This window comes from Curtobacterium caseinilyticum, from assembly GCF_030363035.1.
GTDB lineage: Bacteria > Actinomycetota > Actinomycetes > Actinomycetales > Microbacteriaceae > Curtobacterium > Curtobacterium caseinilyticum.
The window spans coordinates 63,651-78,751 of sequence record NZ_JAUCMN010000010.1 but is presented as its reverse complement, the minus strand read 5'-3'; the positions used below and the strand labels follow the sequence as shown (position 1 = coordinate 78,751).

Sequence of the window (15,101 nt, the reverse complement as noted above, 5' to 3'; positions counted from 1 at the left end):
GTTCACGCACCGGTCGCGATGAACACCGTCGACGTCAGACCGGTCGCGGCGTCGGCCTCGACCGTCACGTCGCCCTCGTCGGGGGTGATGAAGCAGGACTCGCCCTGCCGGAGCAGCGTGGCCGAGGTCGCGCCCACCAGCGTCACCGCGCCGGACGTGCAGACCGCGATGGACGGGCCGGACAACGGCGCGACCCCGCCGGTGCCGAGCCCGACCGGACGACCGTCTCCGGTGACCCGGACCAGGGCGAAGCCCACGCCGTCGGGCGCGAAGCGGTCGACCCCGGCGTCGAGGTGCTCCGGGGTGAGGACCGGGGCCGGGTACGCGGTGAAGTCCAGCACGTGCAGGAGCTCGGGGACGTCGACGTGCTTCGACGTCAGGCCGCCCCTGAGGACGTTGTCCGACGGTGCCATCAGCTCGATGCCCAGGCCGTCGAGGTAGGCGTGCACGTTGCCGGCCGGCAGGTACATCGCCTCGCCGGTGCCCAGGGTCACCCGGTGCATGAGGAGCGAGACGACGACCCCGGGGTCCCCCGGGTAGGCGGCCGCCAGGTCGACGACGGTCTGCACGTTCGGGGTCCGGTCGGCCTCGGCCGTCCCGGCCGCCAGGTCGGCGGCGGCCTGCACCACGGCGAGCGCCGAGGCGTCGGCGGTCTCGAGCCAGCGGACGGTGTCCTCGAGCCCGTGGGACAGGTGGACCAGGAGCGGTCCGAGCCGCCCGGTACCGGCGTCGAGCGCCTGCACCTCGGACGTGGTGTCGGCGACGGGCCGGAAACCGCTGAGTGCCTCGAACCGCTCGCTCAGGGCGACGACGAGCTCCGGCTTCGGGAACGGGTCCTTGTAGTTCCGTGCCGGGTCGTCGAGGGCGATGCCGGCGGCCTCCTCGCGTGCGAAGCCCTCCTGCGCCTGCTCGGGCGTCGGGTGCGCCTGCAGGGACAGCGGTGCGGCCGCCGCGAGCAGCTTCAGCAGGAACGGCAGCCCGCTCCGGTCCGGGCCGAGCGCGGCCTCGGGCTCGCGCTCGATCCAGTCGCGCAGCGTGTCGGCGCCGCCGACCATCGCGGGGTTCACCACGACGCTGGGGCTGCCGGCGTGGGCGCCGAGCCACAGCTCCGCCTGCGGCGCTCCGGTGACGGTGCGACCGAGCAGTTCGGGGATCGCGGTGACCGAGCCCCAGGCGTAGTCGCGCGGGGTGTTGGTGATGCCGAGGAACATGCCCTGAGCGTACCGGCAGCGCCCGGCCGTCCGCCGGTCTCGTGGATGTCGCCCGCTGTCCGTAGACTCTCGCGCGATGTCCGAACCGCGCCGCCGCTCCGAGTCGACCCGCTGGGACGTGCAAGGGCTCCGGGCGTTCGCGGTGCTCGCCGTCGTGCTCTACCACCTCTGGCCCGCCCGGTTGCCGGGCGGCTTCGTCGGCGTCGACGTCTTCTTCGTCATCTCGGGCTTCCTCATCACCGGGCACCTGCTGCGCGAGGTGGTCGAGACCGGCCGGATCCGGCTCGGGTCGTTCTGGGCCCGGCGGGCGAAGCGGCTGCTGCCGGGCGCGTTCCTCACCATCGCGGCGACCGGGGTCGCGGTGCTGGTCTGGGTGCCCAGCGCACTGTGGGGCCAGTACGCGCGCGAACTCGTGACGTCGACGGTCTACGTGCAGAACTGGCAGTTGGCCGCCGACGCGGTGGACTACCTGGCGCAGGGGAACCAGCCGTCGCCGTACCAGCACTTCTGGTCGCTGTCGGTCGAGGAGCAGTTCTACATCGCACTGCCGCTCGTGCTGCTCGCGGCGCTCTGGGTCGCGCGCCGGGTGCGGCGTGCGACCTCGCCGGTCGTCACGGCGCGGGTGCTCCTCGGCGCCGTCGTCGTCCTGTCGCTCGCGTGGAGCGTGGTGCAGACCGGGAGCGCCGCCGGCGTCGCCTACTTCTCGACCGCGACCCGGGCGTGGGAGTTCGCACTCGGCGGGCTCGCCGCGACCCTGCCGCTCGGTCGGCCCCGCACCACCGTCGCGCGCTCGGTCCGGGTCGTCGGCGCATGGGTCGGCGTCGGCATGCTGCTGCTCTCGCTCGTGGTGATCACCGGATCGACGCCGTTCCCGGGTGCCGCCGCAGCGTTGCCCGTCGTCGGGGCGACGCTCGTCGTGCTCCTCGGCGCGCACAGCGGGCTGCCGGTACTGGGACGGCTCGGCCCGGTCGCGTTCGTCGGCCGGGTCTCGTACGCGGTGTACCTCTGGCACTGGCCCCTCGTCGTCCTGCTCCCGATCGCACTGCGGCACGAGCTCGGGCTCAAGGACCGGCTCGCGGTGCTCGTCGCCTCGCTCGTGCTGGCCTCGCTGACGACCCTGCTCGTCGAGGAACCGCTCCGGTTCTCGCGCTGGGTCCAGGCGCTCCGGCCGCGTGCGGTCGCGCTCGCGGGCGCGGTCGCGACGGTGCTCGTGGTCGCGCTCGGGGCGTCGTCCCTCGTCGCGCTGCACGTGCAGCAGACCGAGGCCGCGGCGTTCGCGGACCGGCTCGACTCCGGCGACGTCCGGTGCTTCGGGGCCGCCGCGCGCATCTCGTCCCCGGAGCCCTGCGTGAACCCGGCACTGGCCGAGGTCCGGGTGCCGGCCGCTGCGAACGCCGTCGACGACAACTCGAACCGGGCCGCGTGCTGGTCGAACGACTCCGATGCGTTCAACGTCTGCACGCTCGGACCGGCGACCGGGTGGACGAAGCACCTCGTCGCGATCGGCGACTCGCACAACAACGTGCTGGTGGACACCTACGAACGGATCGCCGAGGAGCACCACTGGCGGATCGACCTCGCCGGGCACATCAGCTGCTACCTCACCACGGCGCAGCAGCCCGCGGAGACGGCGCAGCAGGTGGCCGACTGCGACGGCTGGAAGCAGAACGCGCTCGACTGGATCCGCGCGCACCCCGACCTCGACGGCCTGCTCGTGACCCACTCCACCGGGAACGGCCGCGTCGTGGCGAGCGGCGGGCGGTCTGCCGACGACACGGTCGTCGACGGACTCGTCGGCGCGTGGGAGGTCGCCGCGGACGCCGGGATCCCGGTCGTCGCACTGCGCGACAACCCGACGGCCCGCCCCGACGTCGTGGCCTGCGTCGGGCAGATGACCGGCCCGACGACGAACGCCTGCGACAGCTCGCGCGGTGCCGCGCTCGCACTGTTCGACGGCAGCGCCGAAGCCGTGGCCCGGATGCCGGCGGGTACGGCGCGACTCGTCGACCTGACCCCGTACTACTGCACGGACACGGTCTGCCCCGCGGTCATCGGCGGCGTGCTGGTGCACCGGGACGCCACGCACCTCACGAACACGTTCGCCGTGACGCTCGCGCCGTACCTCGGCGCCGAGATCGCACGCGCCCTCGAGGCCACGGACCGCGGGTGACGGGGACAGGGCCGACGGGACGGCAGGCGGACGCCGGTAGCCTTGCGACCGTGACGAACACCTGGCCGTTGTCCCGCGGGACGGTCCCCGAACGCGAGGCCTTCGCCCTCGGCGCGACCGTCCTGTTCGTGCTGTTCGCCGGCGACGCCGTGCCGAACGTGCTCACGTGGTGGGGTGCCGGCGTGCTGTGGGGGCTCCTGGCGGTCTGGGGCGTCACCGTGCTGGTACGCGCACGTCCGTCGTCGGCCCGCACCCCACGGTCCCTCTGGTTGTTCCTCGCCTGGTGCCTCGTCTCGGTCGTCTGGTCGCACTGGCGACCGGCGACGCTCGCCAGTCTCACCGTGCAGGTCGTCTGCGCAGCGGTGGCGTTCGCGATCGCGTCCACCCTCAGCTGGCGGCGCATCACCGACGCTGCGAGCCTGGCCTTCCGGTGGGTCGTGCTGCTCTCGCTCGTGTTCGAGGCCTTCGTCGCCGTCGTGGTCCGGCACCCGGTCGCTCCGGTCTGGACCGACTACGGGTCGCGCGACGTCCCGGACGCCTTCTACGCATCACGCGCCGCACTGTTCACCGGCGGGCAGGTGCAGGGCCTGCCGGGCAACGGCAACCTGCTGGCCATGGTGGCCCTGCTCGCCGCGATCGCCGTCGGGGTGCAGTTCGCCGAGGCCCGCATGCGCCCGCACCGTGCGATCGCGTGGTTCGTCGTCCTCGGGGTCGCGCTCGTGGTCGCCCGGTCGTCGACCGTGCTCGTGGCCGCGCTCGCGGTCGTCGCCGCCCTGTTCGTCGCGCTGTGGATGCGACGGGTGCCGGACGGACAGCGGGGTCCGCGGTCGCTGCTGCTCGTCGTCGGTGCCGTCGTGGTGGTCGTGGGCGGCGTGCTCGGGCGCGGGATCGTCTCCGAGGTCCTCGGCAAGGGGACGGACGCCACCGGGCGCGGGGTCATCTGGGAGCGCGTGCTCGGGCTCGTCGAGCAGCACCCGGTCGTGGGCTGGGGCTGGATCGGCTACTGGTGGCCGGACATCCCGACGCTCGCCGACCTGTACCACCGGAACGGCGTGACCTACCTGCAGGCCCACGACGCGTACCTGGACGTCTGGATGCAGACCGGCATCGTCGGCCTGGTGCTGTTCGCCGTGTACGCGCTGACGACGCTGCTCCGGTCGTGGGCCTCGGCGACCCGGATCGGGTACGACGCCGCGCTGCGCCCCCGCCCGTTCGACCCGGTGTCGCTGTTCCCGCTCCTCGTCGTCGTCGCCCTGCTCGTGCAGTCGGTGGCCGAGTCGCGGCTGCTGTACCAGGGCAACTGGGTCCTGCTGGCGCTGGTCGCGATCAAGACGCGGAACGTGCTCGTCGGTGACGAACCGCCGTCGACCGGCGACGGCACGAGGACCCCGCGCACGAAGCGCGAGTTCCGCCGGCGCGCGGTGGGCTGAGCACCGGGTCGACGCGTCCGGGCTGGCGCGCCCGGGACCGTCGGACGCACCGGCCACCACGCCGCTCGGGGTGGGCCGTCAGCGCCCGACCAGGCGCTCGCAGGGGACGTCGGCGTTCCACGGTGCCGCCCGGATGACCACGGTGCCGTCCGGGTCCCGCTCGCACGCCGCGCGCGCCGCGGGGACCTGGTCCGCCCACACCGGTCCGTCGCTGCGCCGCGTCGGGCCCTGCGCGGCGTTGCCCAGCGTCGCGACGAGGACCGCGCCGAGGAGCCCCCAGCCCGCGGTCCGCACCACGACCGACACCGCACGGCGTCCCGCTCCCCCGTCGTGCGCCGGCGCCGGGCGCCCCGCGAGCGCACCCGCGGCGACCACGGCCGCGGCGAGCAGGAGGAGGCCGGAGGCCGCGGCGTAGCGGAGCGGTGGGATCGCCGCGAGCGATTGACGCGCCTGGGCCCACGGGAGTTCCCCGACGCCGTTCACGAGGAGCGCCGCCCACCACACGCCGAACGAGACCGCGGTCAGGGCGACGACGAACCAGCGCGTCCGCCAGGGTGCCGCCACGACGGCCGCGACGAGCAGCACCAGCAGCACGCCCGCCGGGACGAGCACGACGGACCACCCGTGCGTGACCACGGCGCGGACCACCGAGGCGACGTCGGGGCGCCAGAGCGCGGCAACCGGCTGCAGCAACCAGCCCGCGACGACGTCCGTGAACGCGGGCGAGCCGGGCTGCGAGTCCCGCTGCGTGGTCAGGGCGGTGACGACCTGCGCGGCGGCGCCCGCGAGCGCGACGACCGTCACCGGGAGCGCCCGGAGGCGTCGGCCGGTACCGGGACGACCGACCCAGGCGAGGGCGAGCACCGGCAGGAACACGACGGTCTGCACCTCGCTCAGGACCACGAGCGCGGTCAGGGCGGCCTGGGCGCCGGCGCCCCACCAGGTCCGCGGTCGGTGGGCGAACAGCCACGGGCTGAGGAACAGGAGGAACCAGTGCAGGTTCGCGGCGTTGCCGCTGATCTCGTACGGGCCGAGCGGCAGCAGTGCGGGCAGGAGCGCGAGGACCGTGCGCGCCGGCCACCAGGGCACGACGTCGCGCGCCAGGACGACGACCGCCGACGACACCGACCCGACGACCGCGCACGCGCCGAGCGAGATGGTCACCGCGTACCACTGCACGGGCGCGGCCCACGCGACGTCGACCAACAGGCGCGGCACGAGGTGCAGGTACCCGGCGTACGGGTGCAGCAGGGAGTCGACGGGTCCGAGTGCGAGCCGTTCCCGCAGGAACAGTCCGGCGTCCTCGGCCCACGCGGTGCCGCGGCTGACCGCGCCGAGCCGCCAGGCCGCGACCAGGGCGGCGACCGCACCGATGCCGACGACTGCGGCGACACGGAGCAGACCGACCGCCGTCCTCGCCCGTCGTCGCTCGTCCATCGCGGATCGACGATAGTGCGATATCGCCGATCCGTGATGTCGCCGTGCCGGCGCTCCCCGTCGCACGCCCGGAGGACACCCGCTGTCCAGGAGCCACCACCGGATGCGGCGCCCGGCGACGAGTAGGAGAAGATGGACCCGTGAGCGACGGACGGGTGACCAGGCACGTGCTCGCACGCCGGTACCTGTCCGCGTGGATCGGCTTCTCGGCGGGCGGGCGCTTCAGCCAGGCGCTCGCGACGACGATCGTCCTCTTCGCGTTCGGACAGCCGACGGTCGAACGGCTCGTCGGGACCGCCGGCGACTGGGCCGTGCTCGTCACGCTCGTCGTGCTGGCCGGGCTCAGTCTGCTCGGGCAGCGCTACCGCATCGAGTGGCACGGGGTGCTCCCCCTGTCCCTGCTGGCCTTCGTCGGCTACTGCGCGCTCAGCGTGCTGTGGAGCCAGTACTCGTGGGTCGCCCTGCGCGGCTTCGTGGGCACGCTCTGCTTCATCGGGCTCGGGCTGTACCTCGCGCTCGGCCGCGACCTCGTGCAGGTGATCCGAGCCTCGGGCGACGCCTTCCGGATCCTGCTCGTCGTGGCACTCGGGCTCGAGGTCCTGTCCGGGCTGGTGCTCGACCTGCCGATCCCCGGCCTCGGGATCCAGGGCGACATCGCCTACGGCGGCCCGATCCAGGGCGTCGGCGGCACCCGCAACTTCATGGGCTTCATCGCCGCGACCGCGCTCGTCACCTTCGTCGTGGAGTTCCTCACGCGTTCGGTGAGCACCGGCCGCGCGGTGGCGTCGACGGCCCTGGCGGTGATCGCCCTCATGCTCGTGCAGTCCCCGATCACCGGCCTGGCGATGATCGCCCTCGCGGTCGTGGCGCTCGCGCTCTGGTCGCTCCGGCACGCGCGACCGACCACACGGCCGGTGGTGAACAGCGTGCTCGGCGCGACGGTGGTGCTCATGGCTGCGGTCGGCATCGCCGCGCGGCAACGGGTGCTCGCGGAGATCGGCGCGGCGGGCGGGACCGCGACACGACTGCAGCTGTGGTCCGACATCCGGACCTTCATCGCGCAGTACCCGATCCAGGGCTGGGGCTGGGTCGGCACCTGGCCGCACGAGCCCGTCGTGCCGTACGTCACGTTCATCGCGCCGTCCGGCGTCCGGTACCCGTCCGGTCTCAACGCGTTCATCGACGCCTGGTTGCAGATCGGGCTCGCCGGCACGATCATCCTCGGCGTCGCGGCGCTCCTGGCGTTCGCACGGGCGTGGGTGACGGCGACGACGTTCCCCGGCGTGGCCTACGTGTGGCCCGCGGCGGTCCTGGTGCTCCTGGCGGTGACGAGCACGGCGGAGAGCTACCTGCTGCACGGCGCCGGGCTCATGCTCTTCACGACGGTGCTCGTGGTCGCCGCGCGGCGCCGGTCGTGGCGCCGGCACCTGCCCCGCGTCTGACGGCAGGCCTCCCCGGTGCACGGCGACGCCCGTGCCTCGCAGGAGCGTGGCACGGGCGTCGTGCATCGTGCGGACCCGACCGGCGGACCAGCGGCCGCGGACCCGACCGGCGAGCCAGCGACCGCGGACCCGACCGGCAAGCCAGCGACCGCGGACCCGACCGGAGGGTCAGCGGTCGGCGGGTCGGCGGCCGCGGGTCAGGTGGCCCGCGTCAGCGGTTGCGGATGCGGTGCGCGACCTTCGCCGCCACGCTGCGCGGCCCCTCCGTGCGCAGGTAGTGCACGGCGCGACCGAGGTCGTGGCGCACCCCGTACAGCTTCTTGCGGTCCGGCACGCGGACCCGCATCTGGTGGGCCTCGACCGCGGTCGAGTTCTCCCGCACCGACTTGTCCGCCGCCCGGACGGGGTTGCGGCAGAACTCGACGAGCGGCGCCAGGGCGTTCTCCCACGTGAACTGCTCGCGCACGCGGTCGACGTTGCCGATGAAGCCGGCGCGGGCGTCCTCGTCGAACAGGGCCGTCTCGAGCGCGTCCGCCAGGCCCGTGACGTCCTGCTCGTGCACCGCGACCCCGAGGTGCTCCTCGGCGACCAGGTCGCCGAAGGAGTCGCCGACGGTCGTCACGATCGGCAGGCGTGCCCACAGGTAGTCGAGGATGCGGGTACGGAACGAGAACGTGGTCTCGAGGTGCTCGTAGTGCGTCGAGACGCCGGCGTCGGCCTCGAGCAGGTAGGCACCGCGTTCCTCGTAGGGGATCCACGTGTCGTTGAAGAACACGTGCTTCCCGGTGAGACCGAGCGCGTCGGCCTCGGCACGCACCTTCGCGACGATGTCCATCTCGGGCACGTCCGGGTTCGGGTGCTGCACGCCCATGAACAGGAGCTTGACCCGGGGCTGGCGCACCGCGAGCTCGCCGACGGCGCGGACGAGGGTGATCGGGTCGAACCAGTCGTAGATCCCGCCGCCCCAGACGACGAGCTTGTCGTCCTTCCCGATGCCCGGGAAGACACCCTTCACCCGCTGCTGGTCGTGCACGGGCGGTGTCGAGGACAGACCGAACGGCACCACGCCGATCAGCGAACGCAGGTCGGGGTCGCGTGAGTAGGTACGCGCGTTGACCCGGCCCGAGCCGGCGAGCTGGCCCAGCCAGAACATGCGCTGGCGCTCCGAGGCGCAGATGAAGTAGTCACCGAGTTCGAGCTGGTGGTTGAGCGTGTCCGAGGCGTCGAGGATCTGCCGGTTCCACTGGTCGACGTCGTCGCTGCGGCCCTGTTCGAGCTGCTCGAGGTGCAGCGGGTCGTAGACGTCGACGACCAGGATCTTCTGCGTCGCCTCGAGCACCGGGAACAGGCGGAGCGCGTGACCCTGCACGACGATGACGTCGGCCCAGGCCTCGTGCTCGACCATCTGGCGCGGGTGTCGGTGCGGGACCGTGACGACCTCGTACGACGGGTCGACCTGCGTCGAGCGCGTGAGGCTGATCACCCGGACGTCGTGCTCGCCGGCGAGCTGCTTCGCCATCTGCGTCGCGCGGATCGCCGGCCCGGCCATCTTCTCGCCGATCGCGTCACCGGTGACGATGAGGATGCGCCGACGGGTGCCGACCTCGAGCACACCGAGCGAGTGCACGATCTTGTCGTAGCCCGCCAGGTAGTCCTCGATCGGGTACGCCGGCTCGTCGCGGTTGCCGAACAGGCGCAGGAGCTCCCGGTCGCTGCGGACGCGGCTGGCCTGGATCTCGCGGCGCGACTCGGTCATCGAGGGCAGCTGTTCGACGAACTGGTCGATGCCGTAGATGCCCGCCATGCTCGTCTTCGGGACCGGGATCGTCGGCACGCTGTCGTCGCCCGGGTTCCGCAGGTCGAGCGCGGTCGAGTCGAGCTCCCCGCGTCCGACGGCACGGCGGACGGCCAGTGCGAGCGAGCCGGGGAACGCGGCGGCGAGCTGTTCGTCGCCGAGGTTCTTGTACAGCGTGAAGAGCGCGTTCCGCTCGAGCAGGTAGGTCTCGCGGAAGTCGCCGAACTTGTTCATCGACGCGTGGTGCTTGTGGAACGCGACGGACTTCGGCTGGTACCGGAAGCGCCACCCGAGCAGGTTGAGACGCCACCCGAGGTCGACGTCCTCGTAGAACATGAAGTAACGGTCGTCGAACCCGCCGAGCTGCTCGAAGAGCTCCGCGCGGATGAACATGGCAGCACCGGTGCCGAAGAGCACGTCGGTCTCCGACTCCCAGCGGCCCGTGTCGGGCGACCCGGCGAACGGCTTGTAGCCCATGCCGTACCAGGTCATCGCGGCCTCGGTGAAGTCGACGTTGACGCCCTCCCAGTCGAGGACCTTCGACGCGACCGCGCCGATGTCCGCCCCGGAGGCGAAGGTCGCCATCGCCTCACGCACCCAGCCGGCGTCCGGGCGGGCGTCGTTGTTGAGGAAGGCGACGATCTCGCCCGACGAGTGCTCGACGCCGAGGTTGCAGCCGCCCGTGAAACCGAGGTTGGCCCCCGAGTCGACGAACGTGAAGTCGAGGTCCGAGGCCTTGAGTCGACCGACGTGCTCCGGACCGGAGCCGTTGTCCACGACGATGACCTCGAGGCGGTCCTGCGGCCAGTCCTGCTTGCGGAGCTCGGCGATGCTCGTCAGGGTGTCGTCGGTGCCCTTGTAGTTCACGAGGACGACGGAGACGACTCCCGGCTTGCGCTCTGTCACGGCGGGTTCCTCCAGCGTGCCGCGGTCAGCGGCGGGGATCGGTGGTGCGAGGCCGACGGGAGGCGCCGGCCGTCATCACTGTACAAGCCCGGCCCGTGCCGGTCGTGCTGGCACACGCACGGGCAACGACCCCGCGCGTCCACCTCCCCGCCGCCGCGGGTCGTGCACAATGGGCGACGGCCACCACCCAGGCCGCTCGTGCGCGACGACCCCCTGACCGTCGTGCCGTCACCAGCCGAACCGGAGCACCCGTGCCGCAGCACTCGATCCCGAACGACCCGACGCCCTCCCCCCTCGCCGCCGAGTACGCGGCCCTCGCGCGCGGCGACCACGCCGCCGGTCCCCGTGGCACCGTCCGGTTCGCCGTCTCGACCGACGACCCCGCCGAGGGCAAGGGCGACCTGTTCGTCGCCCTCGGACTCGCCCGGGCGCTCCGCGCCGAGGGCTGGGGCGTCGCGACCTGGCCGATCACGCGCTGGGCCGAGGAGGTCCCCGCCGACACCGCCGTGCTCGTGAGCATGATCGAGTCCTTCGTGCCCGGTCTCGTGCCGGCCGGCACCGCGATCGTGGCGTGGGTGCGCAACTGGACGGCCGCCTGGGCGTCCGCCCCCTACCTGGACGAGTTCGACGCCGTGTGGACCTCGTCCCGCGCCGCCCGCGACGCCGTCGGCGCCGCCTACGACGGCCCGGTCGAGGTCGTCCCGATCGCGGTCGACGCCGAGCTGTTCACCACCGGCGACGAGACGACGCGGACCGACCGCACGGTCACCACGGTGAACTTCTGGGGTGCCCGGCGCGCCGTGCAGGACGTCCTGCTCGAGGTCGCGCCGCCCGAGCCGATCGTCTGGTTCGCCGCGAACGTCGAGCACGTCGAGGCGTCGGACGGCGTCGAGCTGCGCCCCGCCGTGTCGTTCTTCGCCCTGCCGGAGGTCTACCGGGCGGCCGCGTTCGTCGTCGACGACGTGATCGCCCCCGCCGCCGAGTACGGCACCCTGAACTCGCGGCTGTACGAGTCGCTCGCCTGCGGGGCTCTGCCCGTCACCGACTGCGCGACCGGGCTCGAGGAGCTCGGGCTCGGCGAGGTCCCGGTCTTCTCGGACGCCGCGTCCCTCGAACAGGCGTTGGCGATGCCCGCCGAGGAGCGCACCGCCCTGGTCGAGCGGCTCCGTGCCGTCGTGCTCGACCGCCACACGTACGCGGTCCGCGCTGCCGCGGTCGGCCCGTCGCTCGACCGTGCGATCGCGCAGGCCGCCCGGCGGGACGGCGACCGCTCGGCGCTCCTGCGGTGGGCGACCCTCCTGCGCGAGGAGCTCCGCACGACCGCGGCGGAGCGCGACGTGCACCGCTCGGGCGTCGAGGAGATCAACCAGCGGCTCATCGTCTCCGAGGAGGCCGTGGCGGTCATCGACGACGCCCGCAAGGCCGCCGAGGCGGAGCGCGACGCGGTCGCGCTCCGCTACGACACGCTGACCCGCTCCGCCGAGTTCCGCGTGCTCGACCGCCTGGGCGGGGTGGCCCGCGCCGTGCGCCGACGCGGCTGAGGCGTCCGGGACGACCCCACGACGGACGGGAGGCGCGGTGCCAGCTGGCACCGCGCCTCCCGTCCGTCGTGGGGTGACGTCCTACTGCACCGTCAGCGACCGACAGACCGGCGTGTTCTGCCCCGCGCCCCGGTTGATGGCGTAGGCGCAGACCTGCGTCGCGCCCGACGGGATGTTCGCGACCGTCGAGGCGAAGGCGTGACCGGCGCCGAAGGCGGCGTAGGTGGACGCCAGGCTCGGCTTCGCCTGGTCGGCGAGGAGCCGCTTGCCGTTCTTCCCGTTGAAGTACACGTCGACGTTCAGCGCCTTCGTGGTGTCCGGGTCGATCGCCCAGCCGCGGACCCGCACCTGGTTCGTCGCCGGCGAGGAGACCTCGTCGAGCAGCAGGGTCGGGTTGCCGCTCGTCGCGGCTACCGTGGAGCAGGTCTTCGTGTCCGACCCACCACCGGTGTTCTTCGCGACGGCGCACACGGTGTGCTTCCCCGGTCCGATGCCCGTCAGCTTCTGCTGGTAGCCGTGCCGGTCGCCGTAGCCCGGGTGGGCCTTGTCGAACCCGCTCGCGGTCTGGTTCGCGGACGTGGTGACGCCGGTGGCCTTCCCGTCGACGGTCCAGGCCAGCGAGACCGGCGAGACCGTGTCGGGGTCGTAGGCGGTCCCGCTCACCGTGATCGCGCCGAGGCCGCTCGCGCTCCCCTGGTCGATCGTCGCCTTCGGGGACCCGGTGGGCGTCGAGAACGACTTGCAGATGCTCGCGTTGGAGCTGCCCGGTCCGACGTTGATCGCGATGATGCACAGCTTGTGCGTCCCCGCGCTGATGCCGGTCCGGTCGAGGCGGTAGGCGTGCTGGTCGCCGTAGCCCGGCTTGGCGCTGTTCAGCCCGGACTTCGTCTGGTCGGCCCGGATCGACGCGAGGCCCTTGCCGTCCAGGTAGAAGTGCACCTGCACGGTCCCGGTGGTGTCGGGGTCGATCGCCCAGCCGCGGGCGACGAGCGTGCCCGGCGCCTTCGACGACACCTCGTCGACGGCGAGCCACGGGTACCCGGTTGCCTGCTGCACGGCCTTCGACGCGACCTGCACCCACTTGTTCGCGGACAGGTCCTTCGCCCACACGGTGACGGTCTGCTTCCCCGCCGGGAACCCGGTCACCGAGCCGTTGAAGGCGTGCTTGTCGCCGTACCCCGGCCGCGAGGCGTCCAGCCCGTTCTTCTGCTGGTCCGCCTTCAGGGTGCCGAGCACCTTGCTGCCGACGCGGACCTGCACCTGGGTGGGCGAGGCGGTGTCACCGTCGATCGCCCATCCACGGATGGTCAGCTTGCCGGCCACCGCGGACGCCGCGTCGATCGCGCCGGTCGGGGTCCCGCCGGCGATCCTGACGTTGCGGCACTCGAGCAGGGTGTTGGACCCCGCACCGGTGTTGATGCCGAAGACGCAGACGTTGTGGTTGCCCGCGCTCAGCCCGGTGATGGTGGTCGAGTAGCCGTGTGCGGTGTTGTTCGCGCCGAGCCGCTGGGCGAGGTCCGTCCGGTTGCCGTTCGCCAGGACCGAGGCCTTGCCGGCGCCGTCGACGTAGATCTGGGCCTTGATCGACGCCGTGGTGTCGGGGTCGGCGGTCCAGCCGCTCACCGTGACCTGCCGGAAGCCCGGCTGGAGGGTGTCGAGCGAGCCGATCGGCGACGAGCCGCCCGTGGGCGAGCCGAACCAGTCGGTGTACATGCGCCAGAAGTTGCGGTTGCCGTAGGCACCGCAGGAGTCGCCCGAACCGTAGAGGTTGTCCAGCGACGACTTGTTCGGCGTGTACGGGGTGTAGATGTACAGTCCGGCGGTCGCCTGGTTCTTGATGTAGACCGTCTTGCGGCCGCAGGCGGCGTTCGGGTTGTACAGGATCGAGTTGTTGCGACCTGCCTGGTACGCCCACGAGGTCGGGCTCGCCTGGTAGCGCTTGAACTGCAGCGCCGCGGCGTACACCTGCTGGGCGAACCCGCGGAACTTCGGGTCGCACGGCGCGGTGTCCGGGCACGCGAAGCCCGTGGCGTGCTGGTACATCCAGTTCGTGGGCGCGTTGGTCCCGACGATGCCCTGCTCCTTCTGCAGGAGCACGAGGAGCGCCTTCTGGCTGATGCCGCACGCGGCACCGACCTGGGCGATGATCGTCGCCGCCGACTTGTTGCCGCCGGCGATCGCCGCACACCGACCGGAGACGGCGCCGATGGTGTTCACGTTCTGCGTGAAGTTCTTCAGGCAGACGGGACCGCCGGACTGCTGCCGGCAGTTCGCGCCGACGCTGTTGAGGAACGACTGCACGCTCGACGCACTCATGGCCGAGCCGTTGTAGAAGTTCGCGTCGCTGATGATGTTGCCCGGGTCGAAGGCCGACGCGACCGCGGCCGACGCGGGCTGGGTCGTGGTCTCCTCGGACAGCAGCGTGCCGACGGTCAGGCCGCTGACGGCGATCGCGAGCGCAGCGACCATGCCGAGCGCCGCGCGGAACGGACGACGCCGTCCGTCCTTCGTGGTGGTTCGCATCACGGCACCTCCGCCGTCATCGGTTCGGACGTGGTCGACTTCGACCCGACCGCGTACCGCAGGGTGATCGACCAGGTGCCGGATGACACCTGGGCCGCAGGGAAGGAGACCTGCGCGCAGTTCACGGACGAGGCACTGGCCTCGGCCGCGCTCGTCGCGGTGCGCGTGGTGCCGCCCTTCGTCGCGGTGAACGTGCAGGTGCCGGATGCGTCGACCGTGCCGGTGACGAGTCCGCCGGCCTGCAGCGTCCTGCTGCCGGTGTCCCACCCGGAGAACGACACGACCGCGGTGGCGGGGTACTCGCCGGGGTCGGTGTCCGGTTGGGTGGTCTGACCGGTGCCGGGGAACGCGCCGGGGGTGTCGTCGCCGCCGTCGTCCGTCGCGCCGCCGGTCCCGCTGGTGGGGGCCGTCGCCGGGGTCGTGGCGGTGGCGGTCGGGGTGGGCGCGGTCGTCGGTGTGGCGGACGCGGACGCCGAGGCGGTCCGGGTCGGGGAGACGGAGGGATCCGGGTCGTCCTGGCCGGCGGAGCAACCCGCCGTCAGGAACGTGAGAACGCCGACCACCGCAAGCGCAGCGATCGGCCGTGGAGCAAGCTGCATGCTGACGGGCCGTCCTGTGGATGTTGACAAGGGTCCGGGTTGCGACA

General features: G+C 72.7%; 9 protein-coding genes. 4 read left to right on the top strand and 5 right to left on the bottom strand.

What is annotated here, in order from left to right; all coding sequences use genetic code 11:
• Positions 1 to 2 precede the first annotated feature (2 nt).
• Positions 3 to 1,211: a mannose-6-phosphate isomerase, class I gene (manA, locus tag QUG93_RS13735; protein WP_289474702.1), complete on the bottom strand. Its 1,209-nt coding sequence runs from the start codon at positions 1,209 to 1,211 to the stop codon at positions 3 to 5.
• A 76-nt stretch (positions 1,212 to 1,287) separates the two neighbouring features.
• Here manA and QUG93_RS13730 point away from each other — a divergent pair, with 76 nt between their 5' ends.
• Both QUG93_RS13730 and QUG93_RS13725 read left to right on the top strand, forming a co-directional pair.
• Positions 1,288 to 3,381, top strand: a complete 2,094-nt coding sequence (locus tag QUG93_RS13730; protein WP_289474701.1) for an acyltransferase family protein — start codon at positions 1,288 to 1,290, stop codon at positions 3,379 to 3,381.
• A 50-nt stretch (positions 3,382 to 3,431) separates the two neighbouring features.
• The gene (locus tag QUG93_RS13725) at positions 3,432 to 4,811 is read left to right on the top strand and encodes an O-antigen ligase family protein (RefSeq protein WP_289474699.1); all 1,380 of its coding nucleotides are present in this window, start codon (positions 3,432 to 3,434) and stop codon (positions 4,809 to 4,811) included.
• A gap of 78 nt (positions 4,812 to 4,889) precedes the next feature.
• On the opposite strand, the gene QUG93_RS13720 is transcribed toward QUG93_RS13725, so the two are convergent.
• Positions 4,890 to 6,248, bottom strand: a complete 1,359-nt coding sequence (locus tag QUG93_RS13720) for a hypothetical protein (protein WP_289474698.1) — start codon at positions 6,246 to 6,248, stop codon at positions 4,890 to 4,892.
• A gap of 140 nt (positions 6,249 to 6,388) precedes the next feature.
• Here QUG93_RS13720 and QUG93_RS13715 point away from each other — a divergent pair, with 140 nt between their 5' ends.
• Entirely contained in the window at positions 6,389 to 7,690 is a 1,302-nt protein-coding gene (locus QUG93_RS13715) for an O-antigen ligase family protein (protein WP_289474697.1), read from the top strand.
• A 211-nt stretch (positions 7,691 to 7,901) separates the two neighbouring features.
• Here the strand turns inward: QUG93_RS13715 and QUG93_RS13710 are convergent, their stop codons facing one another.
• Entirely contained in the window at positions 7,902 to 10,391 is a 2,490-nt protein-coding gene (locus tag QUG93_RS13710; RefSeq protein WP_289474695.1) for a glycosyltransferase, read from the bottom strand.
• Between the two features lie 251 nt (positions 10,392 to 10,642).
• Here QUG93_RS13710 and QUG93_RS13705 point away from each other — a divergent pair, with 251 nt between their 5' ends.
• Complete coding sequence (locus QUG93_RS13705; RefSeq protein WP_289474693.1) at positions 10,643 to 11,932, top strand: glycosyltransferase family protein; 1,290 nt, start codon at positions 10,643 to 10,645, stop codon at positions 11,930 to 11,932.
• Between the two features lie 81 nt (positions 11,933 to 12,013).
• Here QUG93_RS13705 and QUG93_RS13700 read toward each other — a convergent pair whose 3' ends face one another.
• Positions 12,014 to 14,455, bottom strand: coding sequence for a hypothetical protein (locus tag QUG93_RS13700; protein ID WP_289474692.1), 2,442 nt, complete (start codon positions 14,453 to 14,455; stop codon positions 12,014 to 12,016).
• A complete protein-coding gene (locus QUG93_RS13695; RefSeq protein ID WP_289474691.1) occupies positions 14,455 to 15,054 on the bottom strand; it encodes a hypothetical protein in 600 nt (199 codons plus the stop codon). Before QUG93_RS13695 ends, QUG93_RS13700 begins: the two co-directional genes overlap by 1 nt.
• Positions 15,055 to 15,101: the final 47 nt, after the last annotated feature.